Raw genomic sequence first — 19,803 nt, forward strand, 5'->3', positions numbered from 1 at the left:
AACCCGGAAGGTGACAAAAATGTCATCGTTCAGTCACGCGATAAACAGAGGCGGTTTTTTATAATCAGCCATAAATCAGGACAGCGTGATAATTCAATCGCCCGGTTCCTGGCGTGATGATCAACCAGCCCTGAGATCAAATGCTTTCTCTGTTATAAGCATTGATTGTTCGGGTATGAAAACACCGGAGACCCAACCATGAAAAAGATCCTTGTATCCTTTATTGCCATGATGGCTGTCGCTTCATCTGCCTGGGCTGCAGAGACAATGAACATGCATGACCAGGTAAATAATGCCCAGGCGCCTGCCCATCAGATGCAATCATCCGCTGAAAAAAGTGCAGTTCAGGGGGAGAGCATGAAAATGATGGATATGAGCGGTCACGATCAGGCCGCAATGTCCCATGAAATGATGCAAAACGGCAATTCTGCCGCCCATCAGGACATGGCTGAAATGCATAAAAAAATGATGAAAGCCAAACCTGAGAACACCCAAGAAACTGCTAAGCCATTTTCCGAAATGAGCGAGCATGAGAAAGCCGCTGTTGTGCATGAGAAGGCGAATAATGGCCAGTCTTCCGTTATTCATCAGCAACAGGCGGAAAAGCATCGCAGCCAGATCACCCAGAATTAACCCGCAGCTCCACTTGTCAGACCCTCATTTGACGCCGAAGTCACTGGCTTACGCTCCCGTCCGGGAGCGTTTTTTTTATAAGCGAAATGAATAATAATGAAAGAGTCCATACACAATGTTTTTTTTGGTCATGTCGACCTCACAATTAACTTATATTGTTTGAGAATCCTGTTCCCCGGTCATCTCCAGGGTGCATGTCGCGCCGTATCCTGAGACTGGCTGAGAATACGAATGACCGTAACCATAGAATGTGATGATACAAAATAGATCGTATGCCGGTTCTACCGGCAGTGTGCAGATATCGTCTCCCAGCTCTGCACAATGCGTGCCGATATCATGCATGGCCAGCACATCAAATACTGCAGCTATACGACCGATCTATGCATCCGCCTGAACAACCCCGATCTGTCTGAAGCTGAAGTCCCAGATGGCCTCCAGATCCTCTTCTGCTTTGGGTGTCAGCTCAATCTCTTTCATTTGCCACCCTGGCCCTGACATTCCTCAGGAATGCATTCTTGTTCCATGGTTTCGCCTCGCCGCTGCTGATCCCTTCGGCCAGCAGATCGCGCAGTTCCTGAAGTCTGGATTCAGCCTGCTTTTCATGCAGCTCATCACCCACGTCCACCGTCATCATACGAGCCATAACCCCTCCATATCTTAATGTAAGATTTATTCTTACATCATTAAATCAGCTTACTACGCTGCTTCCATCTCCGGCATTTTTTCAAAACAGCCCTGCTGCAGTCTGGAGATCCGACTTAGCCAGAAACCGGATCTGCGCGGCGGGAAACGCGCAAAGGATATGATAATTAAACCAAAAACATAAAATCATACTGAATGTGATATTTAGCATTAAACACATAACAATATCTGATATGATATTTGAATTATTAGTAAGAAATCATACATGATATGATTTTTAACCTAACCGGACATGTTCAGACGGAGCGAGCAGGATGGATGAGAAAGAAGTGAATTTTTCACTCAGCTATGAGCAGCTGACCCGGATAGCGGAAGAGCGTATCCGTGAATGCAATCTGGACAGCCAGGGCGCGATTTACATCAGCGAGTCAGCCAAGGCCGGTGCCGTGCTGAGCTATTGGTATGAACTGGCCATAAATGGCTATGCCTCAGTGAATGCCATAAAGAGACAAGAGCTCATAGACGCCGATCACCTGCGCCTCAGACAACTCATCTGGCCGGAGGCGGACAAGCAATGACTCAGGCGCGCCGACCATCGCCGCTGCAGCGGCGGGTGCTGATTGTGCTGGCCGCCCTCGATGCGAAACGGCCGGGCCCGGTGGCGACGCGGGATATCGAGCGGGTGCTGGAGCAGGGCGGGGACGCCCCGGTGTACGGGCCGAACCTGCGCGCCTCCTGCCGGCGCATGGAAGCCGCGGGCTGGCTGCGCACCCTGCGCGCCCCGAACCTGCAGCTGGCCGTCGAGCTGACGGAGGCCGGTCGCGGCATTGCAGAACCGCTCTTCCAGGCAGAACGCGAGGCTGAAACGGCACGACAACGACTGACAGACGTCCGGCGTCTGCCGTTACGCCAGACGGCTGCCGGTGACGCGGTGGAGTTGCAGCTGGATGACGGCCATTACACCATCAGGGAAGCGGCCTACGTGATCCGTCTGGACGGTACCACCTGTCTGCAGCTGACGGATGCCGGCGGCATACGCCGGATAAAAGAGGGCGATCCCCTGCAGGTGGCCAGCTGGTATCAGACCTGTTTTGATGCAGGCCTGCCGGTCACCGTCCAGGTGAATGAGAGCCGGGACTGATCGCCACCACACAAGGAACATGAGCATAAAATGAAAGTCACTGAACCCGGGCTGAATAAGCTGATCGATAACCTGAACACCCTGATTTGCGAGGACAGCCTGCTCACGCGCCAGGAGCGTGAAACGCTGGTACTGGCCGTCGCCGCTATCGGCGCCATGAAAGCGCGCGTCGGCTTGAAAAAAGGCGATGCGCCGACCGTTGCCAGACGGGAAAAAAGGGAGAAAAAAGACCGCCAGCCTGATCCGCGTTTTCCGCGAGCCGGTCATCCCTGGCAGGAAGACGAAAAAACCTTACTGAGTGATGCGCTCGATTCGGTACCGGACGAAGAGATTGGCAAGCATCTGTTCTGGCTTTCCGAGAAACTGGGCAGAACGCCTTTCAGTGTTGCTTTCCAGATCGCGGCAATCAGGGAGCTGCAGGACGGATGGGAGGAGCAGTTCAGGGAGATTTCGGATAACATACGCTTGTCCGGTCTGAGCATCAGTGATTATCTTACGCAGAACGGCACGGGCCATAACGCCTGAAAGAAATTTGCGTTATTTGTAAAATTAAATACCATGGAAGCCTCAGGATATAAAAAACTAATGACCAAACAGGAATGGATTTTACGACTACGGCGCTGTACATCGAAGGAAACCCTGGAAAGGGTAATAGAAAAAAATAAATATTCTCTGTCAGATGATGAGCTTGAGCATTTCAATGCTGCGGTTGATCACCGGCTGGCGGAAATGGCAATGGGGAAGTTTTATGACAAAATACCTGCAGGCGTCTGGAAATATGTTAAATAATACAGCCGGCATCAGTCTGTTCGCAGTTATCTCACCTGGAGCGCAATCATGAATATGATATTTGAACTGATTGGAGGCTTTGTTGAATAAATCGAACTTTTGCTGAGTTGAAGGATCAGATCACGCATCTTCCCGACAACGCAGACCGTTCCGTAGCAAAGCAAAAGTTCAAAATCACCAACTGGCCCACCTACAATAAAGCCCTCATCAACCGTGGCTCCATAACTTTCTGGCTGGATGATGAACCTATTCAGGCCTGGTATGAGTCGGCAACGCCTTCATCACGGGGAAGACCTCAGCGCTATTATGATCTCGCCATCACCACCGTTCTGGTCATTAAACGCGTGTTCAGGTTGACCCTGCGGGCTGCACAGGGTTTTATTTATTCCATTTTTACACTGATGAATCTTCCGTTGCGCTGCCCGGATTACACCAGTGTCAGCAAGCGCGCAAAGTCGGTTAATGTCAGTTTCAAAACGTTCACCCGAGGTGAAATCGCGCATCTGGTGATTGATTCCACCGGGCTGAAGGTCTTTGGTGAAGGCGAATGGAAAGTCAAAAAACACGGCAAAGAACGCCGTCGTATATGGCGAAAGTTGCATCTGGCAGTTGACAGCAAAACACATGAAATCATCTGTGCAGACCTGTCGCTGAACAATGTGACGGACTCAGAAGCCTTCCCGGGTCTTATCCGGCAGACTCACAGAAAAATCAGGGCAGCATCGGCAGACGGCGCTTACGACACCCGGCTCTGTCACGATGAACTGCGGCGTAAGAAAATCAGCGCGCTTATCCCTCCCCGAAAAGGTGCGGGTTACTGGCCCGGTGAATATGCAGACCGTAACCGTGCAGTGGCTAATCAGCGAATGACCGGGAGTAATGCGCGGTGGAAATGGACAACAGATTACAACCGTCGCTCGATAGCGGAAACGGCGATGTACCGGGTAAAACAGCTGTTCGGGGGTTCACTGACGCTGCGTGACTACGATGGTCAGGTTGCGGAGGCTATGGCCCTGGTACGAGCGCTGAACAAAATGACGAAAGCAGGTATGCCTGAAAGCGTGCGTATTGCCTGAAAACACAACCCGCTACGGGGGAGACTTACCCGAAATCTGATTTATTCAACAAAGCCCATCTGAAACCAAAGCGGTTCACCGTCGGTGAACCGCTTTGGTCAATATCAGGCTGCAAGATCTTTCATTACCTGAATAAATGCCTGAGAGACAGATTCTTCTTTATGGTGATGCCCATCCTCAATCACCCAGCGTCCGCCAGTCATCACCGCGGTAATGGGATTAGATGAGCAGGCGAAGATCCAGCGGTTGAGCAACATCTGGTCTTCTGCGCTGGCGATAAAGGGATTCTGGCTATCCAATACGACAAGATCGGCCCGATATCCTACACTTAGCTGGCCAATGTTTTGGCCCAGCGCTCTGGCGCCGCCTCGTAGTGCCCCTTGATACAGCACGTTGCCGACGTGAGGCTCGCCTGGGACGATGAGCCGGTTGCGTCGCTGGGCTACCAGGCGCTGCCCGTATTCGAACCAGCGTAAATCCTCGCTGACGCTGACGCTAATATGGCTGTCGGAACCTATTCCCCAGACGCCGTTATGCTCCAGATATTGTGGGCCAGGGAATATGCCATCGCCGAGATTGGCTTCGGTGGTCAGGCACAGGCCGGCCACCGCACCGGATGTGGCGATCTTCATCGTTTCCTGAGGCGTCAGATGAGTGGCGTGGATCAGGCACCAGCGCGAATCCACGGGAAGATGGTTGTACAGCCACTCCACCGGGCGCTCGCCGGACCAGGCCTGGCAGTCATCAACCTCTTTTTGCTGTTCAGCAATATGAATATGAATCGGCTGCTGGCCAGGATGGCAGGCCAGAATGGCGCCAATCTGCTCCGGCGTAACGGCCCGTAATGAGTGGAAGCACAGACCGGTACGCTGCATTGGCTCGCTGGCCAGCCGCGATGTGAGCGACTCGTACATATTCAGGTAGCTGTCGCTATCGTTGATAAAGCGGCGCTGTCCAACGGAGGGCGGCTGCGCGCCAAACCCGGCGTAACTGTAGAGGACGGGCAGCAGCGTCAGGCCGATGCCGGTATGTTTCGCCGCGCTGGCGATACGCAGCGCTAATTCCGTCTGCTCTTCATAAGGCGCGCCGCTGCTGCTGTGATGCAGATAGTGGAATTCGGCGACCGAGGTGTACCCGGCTTTGAGCATTTCGATGTACAGATAGCTGGCGATGGTTTCCAGCTGTTCTGGCGTAATTTTATCTACCAGCCTGTACATCAGATCCCGCCAGGTCCAGAAGCTATCCGACGGGTTTCCCGCCACCTCCGTTAACCCGGCCATCGCCCGCTGGAAGGCATGGGAGTGCAGGTTCGGCATACCCGGCACGACGACCCCTTTGATGCGCGTCGCCTGCGGATTCGGCGCTGAGTTCTTTTCCAGCGCGGTTATGATGCCTTCTTCGGACACGGTTATGCCGACATTATTTGCCCAGCCATCAGGCAACAGCGCTTTTTCTGCCAACCAGACTGCCATTTTACCACCTTATTATCAGTGTTAATGTATATACATGTACATATATATACATCTAACAGGTCATAGAGTAAACTGACAACGTCAGCATATGAGGAATGGTTAATGGCGCGTAACAACCTGTCAAATTCGGATTCCATGGATGAGTTACTTGAACATCCCGCCCCCTTTTATGAAAGGGTAAAGGCCATGATCAAAACCAAGATCCACAGCGGGGCATGGCCCGCGAATTACCGTGTTCCTTCTGAAAGCGAGCTGGTCACGCAGTTTGGCTATAGCAGAATGACGATTAACCGCGCGTTGCGAGAACTGACCGCGGAGGGCTTGCTGGTGCGGATGCAGGGGGTCGGTACTTTTGTCGCCGAAATCCGCGGCCAGTCGGCGCTGCTGGACATTAACAATATCGCTGACGAAATCGCCAGCCGTGGCCATCGCCACCACGCCAGAGTCTTCAGACTGACGGAAATCGAAGCCGATGCCCAGCAGGCGTTCAGCTTTGGCATGCAACAGGGTTGCGGTCTGTACCATTCGCTGATTTGCCATTATGAAAATGGCGTACCGGTTATGCTGGAAGACCGACTGGTGAATATGCAGGTTGTGCCTGACTACCTGCAGCAGGATTTTACACGTATCACGCCGAACGCCTATCTCTCCTCAATTGCGCCGATTGTTGAAGGCGAACACGTTATTGAAGCGGTCAACGTCACGCGGGCCGAGTGTGTTTACCTGGAAATTGATGAACATACGCCTTGTCTGCAGGTCAATCGTCGGACGTGGACCGGCCGTCAGGAGAAGAAAATCGTCACCAGCGTGCGCCTGGTCTATCCCGGTCCGCGTTACCGCCTGGAAGGGAGCATGCGCAAATGATCCGTCTGCTCCCTGCCGGGTTGTATACGGAAATGCCCTGGAAAAACGGCCAGGGCGTGACGCGCGAAGTGGCCCGCTATCCGGAAGCGGGGGAATATGACTGGCGTATTTCCCTGGCGACCATTCGCCAGCCTGGTCCGTTCTCCGCATTTCCCGGCTACCTGCGCAATATCAGCGTGCTGGAAGGCGGCGGGATGTACCTGACAATCGATGGGCAGCGCAGCGCATTGATTACGCCTTTCCAGGCGCTGGGGTTTAACGGCGCGAGCGGCGTATCCTGTGAGATTGTCGGCGGCCCGCTGCTGGATTTTAATGTGATTTACCGGGAAGCCGCTATGCGGGCTACGGTGAGCTGGTGCGGGGCGGGGACGTGGTCGCATCAGGGCGGACTGCGGATATTGTTTAATGCCGGGCCCGCGTTGCGGGTGAGCGTCGGCGACCAACGCTATTTACTGGAACATTACGACAGCCTGCTGGTGGATGAAGCGGTGGCGCTGGTTATCCAGGACTCTCCGGGCGCGCGTCTGGCCCGCATCACGCTGATTCCCCTTTAATCACGCCGCAGGCTCCTTCTGCGGCGCCTGTTGTCACTCCTCTTCGCACAATGCCTGCAGCATCGCGCTGAGTTCGCCCTGATGAATCAGGGCGCGTAGCGCATGTATATCGGGGTAGAGCAGCGTATCTTTATCCCGGAACGGCACCGCCTGACGCACTCTCTCCAGCGTCGCCTCGCTGCCCACGGCGGCACGCAGCGGGCGATGGAACTCCAGCGCCTGACAGGCGCACAGCAGTTCGATGGCGACGATGTCTACGGCGTTTTCTACCGCCTTAAGCGCTTTGCGTGCGGCGGCAACCCCCATGCTGACATGATCTTCCTGACCGGCGCAGGTGGATACCGTGTGGATACTGGCCGGGCCGGCCAGACTGCGGTTATCGCCCGCCAGCGCAGCGGCGACGTAGGGTGGGATCATCATCCCGGAGTACCCCGAATCCGGCGAGATAAGAAAGGCCGGCAGCCCGCTGAGATGCGTATTGGTTATTCGGTCGCAACGGGCCTGGGAAGCGGTGCTCAACTGGGCAATGGCAACGGCCAGCGCATCCAGCGCCAGCGCCGTTGGCGCACCGTGACCGTTGCCCCCTGGCATCACGATAAGCCTGTCTTCTTCTACCAGAAACAGCGGGTTATCGGTCACCGAATTGAGTTCGATGGTCATAATCTGCCGACAGTGGGCCAGCTGGTCGCGCACCGCGCCGTGGATCTGGGGGATACAGCGTAAACTAAGCGCGTCCTGAACCCGGTGGTCGCGATAACGCGCCAGGATCTTGCTGCCTTTCAGCAGGCGGCGCAGGTTTTGCGCGGTTTCCTGCTGTCCGGGATGAGGGCGCAGGGCGTGCAGGCGGGCATCGTAGCCGCGCGTATTGCCCCGCATGGCCTCGAGGCACATCCCGCCCGCCATATCGGCGACGGGGAGCAGACGCTGGAAATCCGCCACGGCCAGGCAGCCCAGCGCGGTGATCTCATAGGTGCCGCCGACCAACGCGTGACCCTCTCTGGGGCCGGGAACATAGGGCGGGATACCCGCCCGCGTCAGCGCCTGTTGCGCCGGCAGCAGTTCTCCCTGATACCAGCATTTGCCTTCGCCGAAGACCGCAAGGCCGATATGGGCTGTGGCAATCAGGTAACCGACGGAGCCGCCGGCGGGTGACCACGGCGTGACCTGACGGTTCAACATATCGGCGATACGCTGCGCCAGCGCCGGGGTAACGCCGCTGTATCCCTGCAGCAGGGATTTTAACGTCACCGCCATCATGGCCCGCACTTCACGCACCGTCAGGTCCGGACCGACTCCGCAGGCGTGGCTGCGCAGCATATTCAGCTGAGTATCCGTCATCCTGTCCGGGGAAAGCCGGGTGGTGACCAGATCGCCGACGCCGGTCGTCAGCCCGTAGATTACCTGGCCTTGTTCAATAGCGCGCTGAATACGGCTGCTGACCCGCGCCATATTATCCAGCGCGGCCTTCTCCAGCGCGATCGGCGCGCCGTCGGCAATCCGCACTATCTCATCCACAGTACCCGGTGCCCGCCCGAGGGTAATGCTGCCGTTCAGAGGAGTTGTCATGTCTGCGACCTTATTGGCTAAATCCGTGTTTTACCAGCCACTGATGCGCGATATCGTCGATGTTGACAAATTCGGCAATTTTCTCGTTCATGTCGATCAGATCTTCAGTCGTTAGCTGAGCAGAAACTTTATTCAGCGTGGTGGTCACGGCGTCATTCAGCGCTTCACTGGCGACGATTGGCACAATATTTTGCGCCGCGAACAGATGTTTTGTGTCTTCCAGCACGACAAGGCGATCTTTTTTGATTGCTGGCGAGGTTGAAAGCAGATCGGCGACCTGGACCTGGTTATTTTTCATGGCGCTGAGCGTCAGCGGCCCGCCGACGTCCAGTACTTTAAAACTCTTAAAGTTCAGCCCGTACACGTCGCGCAGGCCGGAGAGCCCCTCATGGCGGGTTTTCCATTCCGCCGGGCCGCCCAGCACCAGCTGGCTGGCAACAGGCTGTAAATCGGCGATGGTTTTCAGTTTATATTTATCGGCGGTTTTCTGCGTCACGGCCAGAACGTCGATATCCTGAGCCTGGGAGATCTGCAGCATTTTAACTTTCTCCGGCAGCTTAGCGGCCAGCTCTCTGGCGACGTCCTCACTACCGTGTGCCGCATTTTTCGCATCCAGATAGCTCAACAGCGCGCCGCTGTATTCCGGGATCAGCGTGATGGAGCCGTCCAGCAGCGCCGGGATATACACTTCGCGGCTGCCGATGTTCAGCTTTTTCTCCACCGGGATGTTTTGCGCTTCTAACGCACCCGCATAAATGGTGCCCAGCAGTTGGCTTTCCGGGAAGTCTGCAGAACCGACAATGACTTTCGGCGCGGCCCAGGCCGATGAGGTCGCCGACAGCAGCAGCGCTGAACACAGCGTCAAAATACGTTTTTTCATATTCATTGAGGTATCCTTTTGAGCAGTGGAATGAGGTTATGGGTTTTTAATACGCCGGGTAATACCGGGTGAAACGACTATTTTTTGCGAGAAAGAGAACAAGCAGTCGATCAGTAAAGCCAGTAGCGCCACCAGCATGGCGCCGGCGATCATCTGGCTGAAATCGTTCGCCGCGCGTCCGTCAATAATCAGACGTCCGAATCCCCCCAGCGAGACATAGGCTGCGATGGTGGCGGTGGAAATAATCTGCAACGTGGCGCTGCGCACGCCGGAGAGGATCAGCGGAAGCGCGCAGGGCAACTCCACCTGTAGCAGGATCTGCAGCCGCGTCATCCCCATGCCGCGAGCGGCATCAAGGACATAGGGATCGAGCGCGCGAATACCCGCATGCACACCCAGCGCAATCGGCGGGAGCGCCAGCGCCACCAGCACCAGAATACAGGGCAGAATAAAGGCCATATCGGACTCAAACTCGCCGGAAAGTAAAATCACCAGCAGAATAATCAGCCCAAATGAGGGCAGGGAGCGCAGGGCGTTGGTGGTACCGATGAGCAGGCCTTCCCCTTTACCGGTATGGCCGGTGTAGCAGCCGACGGGAAACGCGATGATAAAGGCGATCGCCAGAGCGACAGCGCTATAGCTGATGTGCTGCGCCAGAAGGGGGAAAATGCCGCCCTCACCAAACCAGTGGATGGGATCCATAAACCAGGTAAGCATAATTATCCTCTCTGAGGTTGCCAGCGGCTGAGTTGACGAGTGGCGTAAACCACCAGCATATCCAGCAGCAGCGCCAGAATGATGCTGAGCGCGATCCCGGCGATGATGGGCGTCAGAAATTGCAGCTGGAAGCCCAGGGTAAACAGCGAGCCGAGCTGCGGTGCGCCGATTAATGCCGCGACGGAAACGATACTGACGTTAGACACCACGGCAACGCGCAGGCCGGAACCAATCACCGGCACGGCCAGCGGCAGGTCGATCTGGAAAAACTGCTGAGCGGGTTTATACCCGAGCGCTGCCGCGGACTGACGGGTATCGGCCGATACGGAGTCCAGCCCGTCGCAGACGGTGCGAACCAGTAGCGCAAAGCTGTAGATGGTCAGTGCGACCACAACATTAATGGGGTCCAGAATCTGCGTGTGGAGCAGCGGGGGCAGCAGCACAAACAGCGCCAGTGACGGAATGGTATAGAGTAGGCCAAACAGGTTAACGATCGCCGACTTGACCGATGGCAGGTGGTGAATACCCCAGCCGACAGGGATCGCCAGAATTAACCCTATCACTACCGGCACAATTGCGAGATAGCTGTGCCAGAGAAACAGGTTGAAGATTTTATCGCTCTGCGCCCATAGCCAATCGAATCTCATGCTCCCTCCTGGCGCGTGGATTTACACATGTCGAGTACTTGATCGAGGTGGATGGTCCCCTGCGGGATTTGCCGTTCATCGACGATCACGGCCCGGTGGTTGGGCGAGCTCAGCGCAGCGTCCAGCAAATGGCGCAACGGGCTCCCATGCTGGTGGAACGTCGCCCCCAGATTGATGTTGTCGTGGGTAATTGCTGTTGCCGGCTGATGGGTGTCGAACCAGCCAAACGCTTTGCCGTTTTGGGTAACCAGCAGCCAGCGGTCGATGGCCATCTCTTTGGCCTGCTCGAAGGAACAGTCCAGCTCGGCATAGGGCTCGTTGCGTAACCCGGTTTCTGTGTCGGCGGCGTGGAAACTCAGTTTGCGATAGCCTCTGTCTTTGCCGATAAAGTCCGCCACAAAGGCGTTTTGCGGCGTATTGAGCAGTTCGCCTGGGGAGGCCATCTGCGCCAGCTTGCCGCCAGGTTTAAGTACCGCGACCAGGTCGCCGAGCTTCATGGCTTCATCAATATCGTGAGTGACCATAATGATGGTTTTGCTCACCTCTTTCTGAATACGCAAAAACTCTTCCTGCAGCTGTTCGCGGACCACCGGGTCGACCGCGCTGAACGGTTCGTCCATCAACATAAACTCCGGGTCTGCCGCCAGGGCGCGGGCAACGCCCACGCGCTGCTGCTGGCCTCCGGAAAGCTGCCAGGGGAAGCGTTTGGCGATTTGCGGATCCAGACCGACGACTTCCAGTAATTCCCCGGCTCTGGCTCTGGCTTTACTTTTGGCGGCGCCGTTGAGAATCGCGGTGGTGGCAATGTTGTCGATAATGTTTTTGTGAGGGAATAAACCTGCATTTTGAATGACATAGCCAATACGGCGGCGCAGTTGCACGATATCCATTTGCTCGGTGGCTTCGCCGTTAAGCAGGATTCGGCCCGATGACGGTTCCACTAACCGGTTAATCATCCGCAATGAGGTGGTTTTTCCACAGCCCGAAGGGCCGACAAATACCGTAATTTTGCCACCCGGCGCTACCAGGCTAAGGCCATCTACTACGACCGAACCGTTGTCGTAGTGCTTAGTCACATTCTGGAAGGTAATCATCTTCACGCCTCTGATTGTTGTGTGTGGTGTTCCCGAATGCAGGGGAGTCACGCGACAAAATGCTGCTATGTATAATCTTGTATGTACAACTAGCAAAACTTGTGCCACTGCCAGAGGGATACGCAATAAGATGGTTATTTAGTTATTTTAAAACAATCGCTTATAGTGTGTTTGCGTTATCTGGTACTGCCGTCTATGGCGAGATAAGAAGTTATGACGAGATAGAAAATGCACTAGTGTTATCTTTTTGTGATGTTTTAGTGCACAAAAATAAGGCAGAGAGCTGTATTTTTGCACCAAAATGGCCCATCATCACGGTGTGTTCACGAGTGTATAGCGCAGCATGTCCTTCTGTTTTTATGTTAATTTGTTGAATTTTATTGGTTTTATAAATTAATTTCTAACCTGGCATCCAATATGCTTATCATGTATATACAATTAAAATGCAAATAACAAAACTAACAATTAATTAACATATGGCAGGTAACGGATAAGAAGGTAAAGCGCATGAGTAAACAAGCAACCCGTTTTCGCGATGTTGAAATCAGAGCCCCGCGAGGCACTAAGCTGAACGCAAAAAGTTGGTTCACAGAGGCGCCGCTGCGCATGCTGATGAACAACCTGGATCCTGATGTCGCCGAAAATCCAAAAGAGCTGGTGGTGTACGGCGGTATTGGCCGGGCGGCCCGCAACTGGGAATGCTACGACAAGATCGTTGAGACCCTGAAGCAGCTCAATGATGATGAAACGCTGTTGATCCAGTCCGGTAAACCGGTGGGGGTTTTCAAAACCCACGACAATGCCCCGCGGGTGCTGATCGCCAACTCCAACCTCGTACCGCACTGGGCAAACTGGGAGCACTTCAACGAGCTTGATGCACAAGGTCTGGCGATGTACGGGCAAATGACGGCCGGCTCATGGATCTACATCGGCAGCCAGGGCATTGTTCAGGGCACTTACGAAACGTTTGTGGAAGCCGGGCGCCAGCACTATAACGGTAGCCTGCGCGGACGCTGGGTGCTGACTGCGGGTCTGGGGGGAATGGGCGGCGCCCAGCCGCTGGCCGCAACCCTGGCGGGAGCCTGTTCGCTGAATATTGAATGCCAGCAGTCGCGTATCGACTTTCGTCTGCGTACCCGCTATGTCGATGAGCAGGCCAGCGATCTGGATGACGCCCTGGCCCGCATCGCCCGCTATACCGCAAAAGGAGAAGCGGTATCCATCGCGCTGCATGGCAACGCGGCGGAAATTTTACCGGAGCTGGTAAGACGCGGCGTGCGCCCGGATATGGTGACCGACCAGACCAGCGCACACGATCCCCTCAACGGTTATCTGCCGCTGGGCATGAGCTGGGAAGACTACCGCGCTCGCGCGCAGTCCCACCCGGTGGAGACGATCCACGCGGCGAAAGCCTCAATGGCCGAACACGTTAAAGCCATTCTCGCCTTCAGGCAGCAGGGCATTCCCACCTTCGATTACGGCAACAACATCCGCCAGATGGCGAAAGAGATGGGGGTGGAAAACGCTTTTGACTTCCCAGGCTTTGTTCCCGCCTATATTCGTCCGCTGTTCTGCCGGGGGATTGGCCCATTCCGCTGGGCGGCGCTTTCCGGCGATCCGCAGGATATCTACCGCACCGACGCGAAAGTTAAAGCGCTAATACCCGATGATGAACACCTCCACCACTGGCTGGATATGGCCAGAGAGCGCATCAGCTTCCAGGGGCTGCCGGCCCGGATCTGCTGGGTCGGCCTGGGACAGCGCGCCCGGCTGGGCCTGGCGTTTAACGAAATGGTCCGCAGCGGCGAGCTGTCGGCACCGATCGTGATCGGCCGCGATCATCTTGACTCCGGCTCCGTTGCCAGCCCTAACCGCGAAACGGAAGCGATGCAGGACGGCTCCGATGCGGTCTCCGACTGGCCGTTGCTGAACGCGCTGCTGAATACCGCCAGTGGCGCGACCTGGGTTTCCCTGCACCATGGCGGCGGCGTAGGGATGGGTTTCTCCCAGCACTCCGGCGTCGTCATTGTATGCGACGGCAGCGATGAAGCGGCGGAGCGCATCGCCCGGGTGCTGAGCAACGACCCGGCCACCGGTGTGATGCGCCATGCGGATGCGGGTTATGACATCGCGATTGAATGCGCCAGAGAGCAAGGACTCAACTTGCCAATGATTGCGGACTAATTTCTCCGGCGAAGGGGGCAATGTATCCCCTTCGCCTCACCGGAGTGCTGCCATGAAAAATAACAACACAACATACATCGAAACACGTTCTATTGAACCCATCCCTGACGGTGAACGCCACGGTAGCATTTTTAGCCAGTTCACCCTGTGGCTGGGGGCTAACCTGCAAATCACCGCCATGGTCACTGGCGCATTAACTATTGTATTCGGCGGGAATGTTTTCTGGTCGCTGGCCGGTCTTATGCTGGGGCAGATTGCCGGTGGGATTGTGATGGCATTGCATGCCGCGCAAGGGCCGCAGCTGGGGATACCACAGATGATCAGCAGCCGGGTACAGTTCGGCGTCTACGGCGCCTGCCTGCCGATTCTGCTGGTCTGCCTGATGTACCTTGGCTTTATCGCCACCGGGGCGGTGCTGTCCGGCCAGGCGATCTCAGCGGTTTTCCATACTACGGAAACCAGCGGCATTCTGCTTTTTGCTGCCGCCACGCTGGTTATCGCCTATGTCGGCTATCGGTTGATCCACCTGTTGGGTAAGCTGGCGAGCCTGGTGGGGATTATCGCGTTTATCTACCTGCTGTGGAAAATCAGTTCCTTTCCGGCTATTGGCAACCTGCTGAGTATCCGACCCTTTAGCTGGAGTACGTTTTTAACCGCCACCGGCCTTGCGGCTTCCTGGCAGATCACCTTTGGCCCCTATGTTGCCGATTATTCCCGCTATCTGCCGCGCAGCACCTCTCCCGGGAAGGTCTTTTTCGCCGTCGGGAGCGGTTCGGTGATTGGCGCGCAAATCGCGATGACCGTCGGGGTGCTGGCTGCCGCTCTCTCGCAGGGAAAACTGGTCGGTCATGAGGTGGACTATATCGTCGGCCTGGGCGGCACCGGCGCGATTGCCACGCTGTTATATCTGAGCATCGCGTTTGGTAAACTGACGATCAATACCCTGAATGCCTACGGCAGCCTGATGTGCCTGGCGACGGTGTACAGCTGCGGGAAGCAGCGAGTGCGCGTAAGCCAGTCGGTACGTCTGCTGGTGCTGGCGATGATTATTACCCTGGCGACCGCTATCGCGATTATCGGGCAACACTCTTTCCTGTCGGCTTTTAAATCCTTCCTGTTGTTCCTGTTGACTTTCTTTACACCGTGGAGCGCGATTAACCTGGTGGATTACTATTTCTTCAACCATCAGGCGATAGACATGGAGGCGCTGAACGATCCGAACGGGAAATATCGGGCGTGGAATGTGACGGGGCTCGGGGTTTATCTCGTTGGAGTGGCGGTACAGACGCCGTTTATTGATAGTGGATTCTATTCCGGCCCATTCGTGAAGATGCTGGGCGGTATCGACATCTCCTGGCTCATTGGGCTGGCGCTACCGGCGGGGCTCTACTATGTCCTGCGCAAAGCGCAGTCCGCAGCGGCGGCTGGCGCCGCCATCAGTCGTTAAAGGAGAGCGTCATGTATACCCTTTGGCACCACTGCCGGATCGCCACCATGGCCGCAGGGCATTATCAGTTGCTTGACGATGGCGCGATGCTGACCGACGGCGCAGTGCTGTTATGGGTCGGGAACCGGGCAGAATTGCCGGACTTACCCGTTGCGCAGCGGATGGATTTGCAGGGCAGGGTGGTCACGCCGGGACTGGTGGATTGTCATAGCCACGCGGTGTTTGGCGGCGACCGGGCCCGGGAATTTGAAATACGTCTCAACGGGGCGAGCTATGCGGAGATCGCGGCTGGCGGCGGCGGGATCGCCAGTACAGTCAACGCCACGCGACAGGCCAGCGAAAGCCAGTTGCTGGAGAGCGCGCGGCAGCGTATCCGGGAGCTGTGCCGGGACGGCGTAACGGCGCTGGAGATCAAATCCGGCTACGGCCTGGATCTGGCTAACGAACGTAAAATGCTGCGGGTGATCCGCCGTTTAGGCGACATATTGCCGCTGACCGTGCGCAGTACCTGCCTGGCGGCCCATGCGGTGCCCGTCGAGTATCAGGAGCGGGCAGATGCCTGGATTGACTATATTTGCGAACGACTACTGCCGGAACTGCATCAGGAAGGGCTGGTGGATGCGGTGGATGCGTTCTGCGAACACCTGGCATTTTCGCCCTCGCAGGTGGAGCGGGTCTTTCAGAAGGCCCGGGAACTAGGGCTGCCAGTGAAGCTCCATGCTGAACAGCTAACGCTACAGCATGGGGCGGCGTTGGCCGCTCGCTACCATGCGCTGTCGGCGGATCATCTGGAATATTTGTGCGAAGAAGATATCGCCGCAATGGCACGCCATGGGACGGCAGCGGTGCTGCTGCCGGGCGCCTATTACTTCCTGCGTGAGAAACAGCTACCGCCGCTGGATCTGCTGCGTCAGTACCGGGTGCCGATTGCCCTCGCCAGCGATTTAAATCCCGGCACCTCGCCGGTGTTGTCCCTGCGTCTGATGATGAATATGGCCTGTACGCTATTCCGCATGACGCCGGAAGAGGCGTTGGCTGGCGTGACGCTTAACGGCGCGAAGGCGCTGGGGCTGGATACAGTTTGCGGTTCTCTGGAAGCCGGAAAAGAGGCCAGCTTCGTGGCGTGGGATATCGCTCATCCGGCGGAGCTAAGCTACTGGCTGGGAGGCTCCCTTTCGAAACAGGTGATTTATCAAGGTAAGGAGGTTTATTGTGATTAAGGCGTTTGATTTGCAGCAGGGGAACCTGCCGCTTCTGGTCAGTATGCCCCACCCGGGAACGTTATTAACACCCGAAGTCGCCCAGGGGCTCACGCCGAGGGCGAAGCGTCTGGAAGATACCGACTGGCATATTCCCTTGCTCTATCAGACCATCGCGGACATGGGGGCCAGCACGTTATGCGCCCGCTATTCCCGCTATGTGGTGGATATCAATCGCCCGGCGGATGATAAACCGCTTTACAGCACGGCGACAACCGGGCTGTTTACCGATATCTTTTTTGACGGCGAAGCCCTGTTCGTGTCGGGCGGTGCGCCTGACGCGGCGGCGAAGGACGCGATACTAAAACAGGTCTGGCTGCCTTATCACCAGGCGCTTGCCGCTGAACTGGCACGCCTGCGTGAGAAATTTGGCTATGCGCTGTTGTGGGATGCGCACTCGATCAAATCCGTGGTGCCGCGCTTGTTTGAAGGGCGCCTGCCGGATCTGAACTTTGGTACGGCGGACGGCGCCAGTTGTTCGACGCAGCTCAGCCAGGCGCTGCTGGCAAGCTGCAATGCGTTCCCGCAGTATAGCCGGATACTCAATGGCCGCTTTAAAGGCGGATATATCACCCGTCACTATGGCGATCCCGTCAACCATATTCATGCTGTTCAGCTAGAAATGGCCCAGTGCTGCTATATGGATGAGAAGAGCTTTGCTTATCTTCCGGAGAAAGGGCAGCAGGCGCAACAACTGCTGGAGAGGTTGATTAATACTGCGTTGCAGTGGGGACGAGATCAGTACGGCGAGCCCGGAATGTGAACTCGTATATTGAAAAGCCGAAGACACAGGTACCCGAAAAGCCTGTAAAACAGCCGAAGGCGATAAGAAAGGGAAAGTGCTGACACAACGATCGCATAGCGTTATCCCCGCCCTGAAAGACGAGGATATAAGGGGGTTACGCTAACTGCCCGCATTCTCCCTCTTTTCAGAAGAAGTCAAGCAGGTGGTATGGCGTAGCTTTGTTTTCACCTGCGGGCCATTGCAATTTATAAGTGCTTCACGGATAAGGTCTGGAATTGAATGTCAGTCAGTTACAACGGGCGCGGGCTAAGAGACATATTATCATCGGCCACGATGTTACCTGAACTACCTGACCCGCCCCCTTCCTTGCGGAAAGAGGCTTTTCACAATACCAGGACTTAGCGGGGTTCATGAACCGTCTTCTGCAGGACGTGAGGCGGTCCCGTTTGCTTTTCTCATCGCCAGGCTGTACTGCCAGGTGGAAACCAGACAGACCAGTAAAACCGGTATCATCATCAGACCCAGAAGCTTCCATCCCAGTAAAGCCAGTATCACGCCCGCTCCGGATGTGGCTATCGCGGAGAAAACAAAACGGCTGGGCTACGCCCGCCGATGGCGTTCCAGACAGAGGATATCGACTGGCTGGTAGGAGCGCTTGATAAAGTACTGATGGCTTGCACGGCGAATAAACAGCAAAGCTGACGTTCTGGAAAAACACTGAGGTCAAAGCCACGCTGGGCGCGGCTGGAACATCTTACTCCGCAGCTTAAACTGGTCGCTATCCAGATTTTGCTGAATCAGATTGACTGTGAAACGGCCGGAAAAAAACTGGCAGAATTAATAGAGCAATTCGAGTTTGATATCACCGCTGCCGAACTGTCAGCGTATCTTTTTAAACCGGGCCATGCCTGACGGCTTACCCGGTAGCGATAATAGTGGAGACCGACGGAGGACTTCACTTTGGCCGCGGGATCAGCGTCCTGCGGATGGTTTTCATCAGAAGTTTATTGATGCAAGTAACTGATATTTAACATTAAATGCGTTGCTGGCACTTTGATGTGTATATCATTTGCTATACATTCGTGTTGTGTTATTCTTGTATATCAATTGCTATACAAGAGAGGTGTGTATGAAATCAGATGTTCAACTCAACCTAAGAGCTAAAGAGTCTCAGAGGGCACTCATCGATGCCGCTGCAGAAATCCTTCATAAATCGCGAACCGACTTCATTCTTGAGATGGCCTGCAAGGCTGCGGAGAACGTGATCCTTGATCGTCGTGTTTTCAATTTTAACGACGAACAGTATGCAGAGTTCATCGATATGCTCGATGCACCAGTCGAGGATGAGCCTGCCATTAATAAACTACTGGCAAGGAAACCTCAGTGGGATGTATAACTGCGCCCGAGCCGTTATCCAGCGCCCATCAACTGGCAGAGTTCGTCAGTGGGGAAACGGTACTCGATGAATGGTTAAAACAGAGAGGTTTAAAAAATCAAGCTCTTGGCGCTGCACGAACTTTCGTTGTTTGCAAGACGGGTACGAAGCAAGTAGCTGGTTTTTATTCTTTGGCCACCGGTAGCGTTAACCATACGGAAGCAACAGGCAGTCTTCGGCGTAACATGCCAGATCCTATACCGGTGATTATACTCGCTCGCCTGGCGGTAGATGTTTCATTGCACGGAAAAGGGGTTGGCGCCGATTTACTTCACGATGCGGTTCTACGCTGTTATCGCGTAGCTGAGAATATTGGCGTTCGTGCGATAATGGTTCACGCGCTTACTGAAGAAGCCAAAGGTTTCTATGCTCACCATGGATTTAAGGCATCGCAAACTCATGAGCGGACTCTGTTCCTTAAACTTCCATGACTAGTTACTGGAGTGGGGAGGTGACTGATACCGACATAATATATTGATTATCATATTATTTATTTCATTATTTAACATAATCTTTGTTATGCGCACTTTGATTGTCAGCACAAAGCGTTATTGTCGTCTCAGCACAATTCACACGCGTCGTGTACGCTAAGCCTTCATTTTGCTCAGCACAGGACCGCGATCTTATGTTGGTGACTATGACAGACAAAGAACTTTAC

The 19,803-nt window shown here is 55.2% G+C and carries 22 protein-coding genes and 1 pseudogene; 14 read left to right on the forward strand and 9 right to left on the reverse strand.

The annotated features are described in order from the left end of the window. Positions 1 to 198: 198 nt before the first annotated feature. The gene (locus MKS11_RS25180) at positions 199 to 633 is read left to right on the forward strand and encodes a hypothetical protein (RefSeq protein WP_004118347.1); all 435 of its coding nucleotides are present in this window, start codon (positions 199 to 201) and stop codon (positions 631 to 633) included. Positions 634 to 812: 179 nt separating this feature from the next. On the opposite strand, the pseudogene MKS11_RS25185 reads toward MKS11_RS25180, so the two are convergent. The 3 genes and pseudogenes from MKS11_RS25185 to MKS11_RS25190 form a co-directional block, all read right to left on the reverse strand. Then, positions 813 to 975: pseudogene (locus MKS11_RS25185) on the reverse strand (type II toxin-antitoxin system RelE/ParE family toxin). Positions 976 to 1,011: 36 nt separating this feature from the next. Beyond that, positions 1,012 to 1,131 (reverse strand): type II toxin-antitoxin system RelE/ParE family toxin, encoded by a 120-nt coding sequence (locus MKS11_RS27625; protein ID WP_009654306.1) that lies wholly within the window; start codon positions 1,129 to 1,131, stop codon positions 1,012 to 1,014. Continuing rightward, entirely contained in the window at positions 1,097 to 1,276 is a 180-nt protein-coding gene (locus MKS11_RS25190; RefSeq protein ID WP_104458971.1) for a type II toxin-antitoxin system ParD family antitoxin, read from the reverse strand. The genes MKS11_RS27625 and MKS11_RS25190 overlap by 35 nt, the downstream gene beginning before the upstream one ends. Positions 1,277 to 1,589: 313 nt before the next feature. Between MKS11_RS25190 and MKS11_RS25195 the strand changes: the two genes are divergently transcribed. The 5 genes from MKS11_RS25195 to MKS11_RS25215 all read left to right on the forward strand — a co-directional run bounded on the left by MKS11_RS25195 (position 1,590) and on the right by MKS11_RS25215 (position 4,281). Next, positions 1,590 to 1,853, forward strand: a complete 264-nt coding sequence (locus tag MKS11_RS25195) for a hypothetical protein (protein WP_009310051.1) — start codon at positions 1,590 to 1,592, stop codon at positions 1,851 to 1,853. Then, the gene (locus MKS11_RS25200) at positions 1,850 to 2,416 is read left to right on the forward strand and encodes a hypothetical protein (RefSeq protein WP_009310052.1); all 567 of its coding nucleotides are present in this window, start codon (positions 1,850 to 1,852) and stop codon (positions 2,414 to 2,416) included. Before MKS11_RS25195 ends, MKS11_RS25200 begins: the two co-directional genes overlap by 4 nt. 30 nt (positions 2,417 to 2,446) lie before the next feature. Next, positions 2,447 to 2,941 carry a hypothetical protein gene (locus MKS11_RS25205; protein WP_004213594.1) on the forward strand — a complete coding sequence of 165 codons (495 nt, stop codon included), beginning with the start codon at positions 2,447 to 2,449 and terminating at the stop codon, positions 2,939 to 2,941. A gap of 60 nt (positions 2,942 to 3,001) precedes the next feature. After that, on the forward strand, positions 3,002 to 3,205 hold the full coding sequence (locus MKS11_RS25210; protein WP_004150739.1) for an HHA domain-containing protein: 204 nt from the start codon (positions 3,002 to 3,004) through the stop codon (positions 3,203 to 3,205). A 107-nt stretch (positions 3,206 to 3,312) separates the two neighbouring features. Then, entirely contained in the window at positions 3,313 to 4,281 is a 969-nt protein-coding gene (locus tag MKS11_RS25215) for an IS5 family transposase (RefSeq protein ID WP_284109755.1), read from the forward strand. Positions 4,282 to 4,385: 104 nt separating this feature from the next. Here MKS11_RS25215 and MKS11_RS25220 read toward each other — a convergent pair whose 3' ends face one another. Then, complete coding sequence (locus MKS11_RS25220) at positions 4,386 to 5,753, reverse strand: formimidoylglutamate deiminase (RefSeq protein WP_241506243.1); 1,368 nt, start codon at positions 5,751 to 5,753, stop codon at positions 4,386 to 4,388. Positions 5,754 to 5,855: 102 nt separating this feature from the next. On the opposite strand from MKS11_RS25220, the gene hutC reads away from it, so the two are divergent. Both hutC and MKS11_RS25230 read left to right on the forward strand, forming a co-directional pair. Further along, a complete protein-coding gene (gene hutC, locus MKS11_RS25225) occupies positions 5,856 to 6,617 on the forward strand; it encodes a histidine utilization repressor (protein WP_104458982.1) in 762 nt (253 codons plus the stop codon). Continuing rightward, positions 6,614 to 7,171, forward strand: a complete 558-nt coding sequence (locus MKS11_RS25230) for a HutD family protein (RefSeq protein ID WP_023329012.1) — start codon at positions 6,614 to 6,616, stop codon at positions 7,169 to 7,171. Before hutC ends, MKS11_RS25230 begins: the two co-directional genes overlap by 4 nt. A gap of 33 nt (positions 7,172 to 7,204) precedes the next feature. On the opposite strand, the gene hutH is transcribed toward MKS11_RS25230, so the two are convergent. Genes hutH through MKS11_RS25255 form a run of 5 tightly spaced genes read right to left on the reverse strand, consistent with a single transcriptional unit; the run spans position 7,205 to position 12,075 of the window. After that, the gene (gene hutH / locus MKS11_RS25235) at positions 7,205 to 8,737 is read right to left on the reverse strand and encodes a histidine ammonia-lyase (protein WP_057072327.1); all 1,533 of its coding nucleotides are present in this window, start codon (positions 8,735 to 8,737) and stop codon (positions 7,205 to 7,207) included. A gap of 10 nt (positions 8,738 to 8,747) precedes the next feature. After that, the gene (locus MKS11_RS25240) at positions 8,748 to 9,623 is read right to left on the reverse strand and encodes an ABC transporter substrate-binding protein (protein WP_032439658.1); all 876 of its coding nucleotides are present in this window, start codon (positions 9,621 to 9,623) and stop codon (positions 8,748 to 8,750) included. A 30-nt stretch (positions 9,624 to 9,653) separates the two neighbouring features. Continuing rightward, positions 9,654 to 10,334, reverse strand: a complete 681-nt coding sequence (locus tag MKS11_RS25245) for an ABC transporter permease (protein WP_014228066.1) — start codon at positions 10,332 to 10,334, stop codon at positions 9,654 to 9,656. Positions 10,335 to 10,336: 2 nt separating this feature from the next. Next, entirely contained in the window at positions 10,337 to 10,981 is a 645-nt protein-coding gene (locus MKS11_RS25250; protein WP_004848024.1) for an ABC transporter permease, read from the reverse strand. Continuing rightward, a complete protein-coding gene (locus MKS11_RS25255) occupies positions 10,978 to 12,075 on the reverse strand; it encodes an ABC transporter ATP-binding protein (RefSeq protein ID WP_104458980.1) in 1,098 nt (365 codons plus the stop codon). The genes MKS11_RS25250 and MKS11_RS25255 overlap by 4 nt, the downstream gene beginning before the upstream one ends. 507 nt (positions 12,076 to 12,582) lie before the next feature. Between MKS11_RS25255 and hutU the strand changes: the two genes are divergently transcribed. From hutU to MKS11_RS25285, 6 genes are all read left to right on the forward strand, one after another. Continuing rightward, positions 12,583 to 14,259 carry a urocanate hydratase gene (hutU, locus tag MKS11_RS25260; protein WP_104458979.1) on the forward strand — a complete coding sequence of 559 codons (1,677 nt, stop codon included), beginning with the start codon at positions 12,583 to 12,585 and terminating at the stop codon, positions 14,257 to 14,259. 52 nt (positions 14,260 to 14,311) lie between these two features. Then, a complete protein-coding gene (locus tag MKS11_RS25265) occupies positions 14,312 to 15,706 on the forward strand; it encodes a cytosine permease (RefSeq protein WP_104458978.1) in 1,395 nt (464 codons plus the stop codon). 11 nt (positions 15,707 to 15,717) lie between these two features. Next, the gene (gene hutI / locus MKS11_RS25270; protein WP_023329016.1) at positions 15,718 to 16,926 is read left to right on the forward strand and encodes an imidazolonepropionase; all 1,209 of its coding nucleotides are present in this window, start codon (positions 15,718 to 15,720) and stop codon (positions 16,924 to 16,926) included. Further along, complete coding sequence (hutG, locus tag MKS11_RS25275) at positions 16,919 to 17,728, forward strand: N-formylglutamate deformylase (protein ID WP_023329017.1); 810 nt, start codon at positions 16,919 to 16,921, stop codon at positions 17,726 to 17,728. Before hutI ends, hutG begins: the two co-directional genes overlap by 8 nt. A 1,111-nt stretch (positions 17,729 to 18,839) precedes the next feature. Further along, positions 18,840 to 19,106, forward strand: coding sequence for a DUF1778 domain-containing protein (locus tag MKS11_RS25280; protein WP_003026799.1), 267 nt, complete (start codon positions 18,840 to 18,842; stop codon positions 19,104 to 19,106). Next, positions 19,094 to 19,576 carry a GNAT family N-acetyltransferase gene (locus MKS11_RS25285; protein ID WP_075253142.1) on the forward strand — a complete coding sequence of 161 codons (483 nt, stop codon included), beginning with the start codon at positions 19,094 to 19,096 and terminating at the stop codon, positions 19,574 to 19,576. The genes MKS11_RS25280 and MKS11_RS25285 overlap by 13 nt, the downstream gene beginning before the upstream one ends. Positions 19,577 to 19,803: the final 227 nt, after the last annotated feature.

This window comes from Klebsiella sp. K5-45 (assembly GCF_030128605.1).
GTDB lineage: Bacteria > Pseudomonadota > Gammaproteobacteria > Enterobacterales > Enterobacteriaceae > Klebsiella > Klebsiella quasipneumoniae.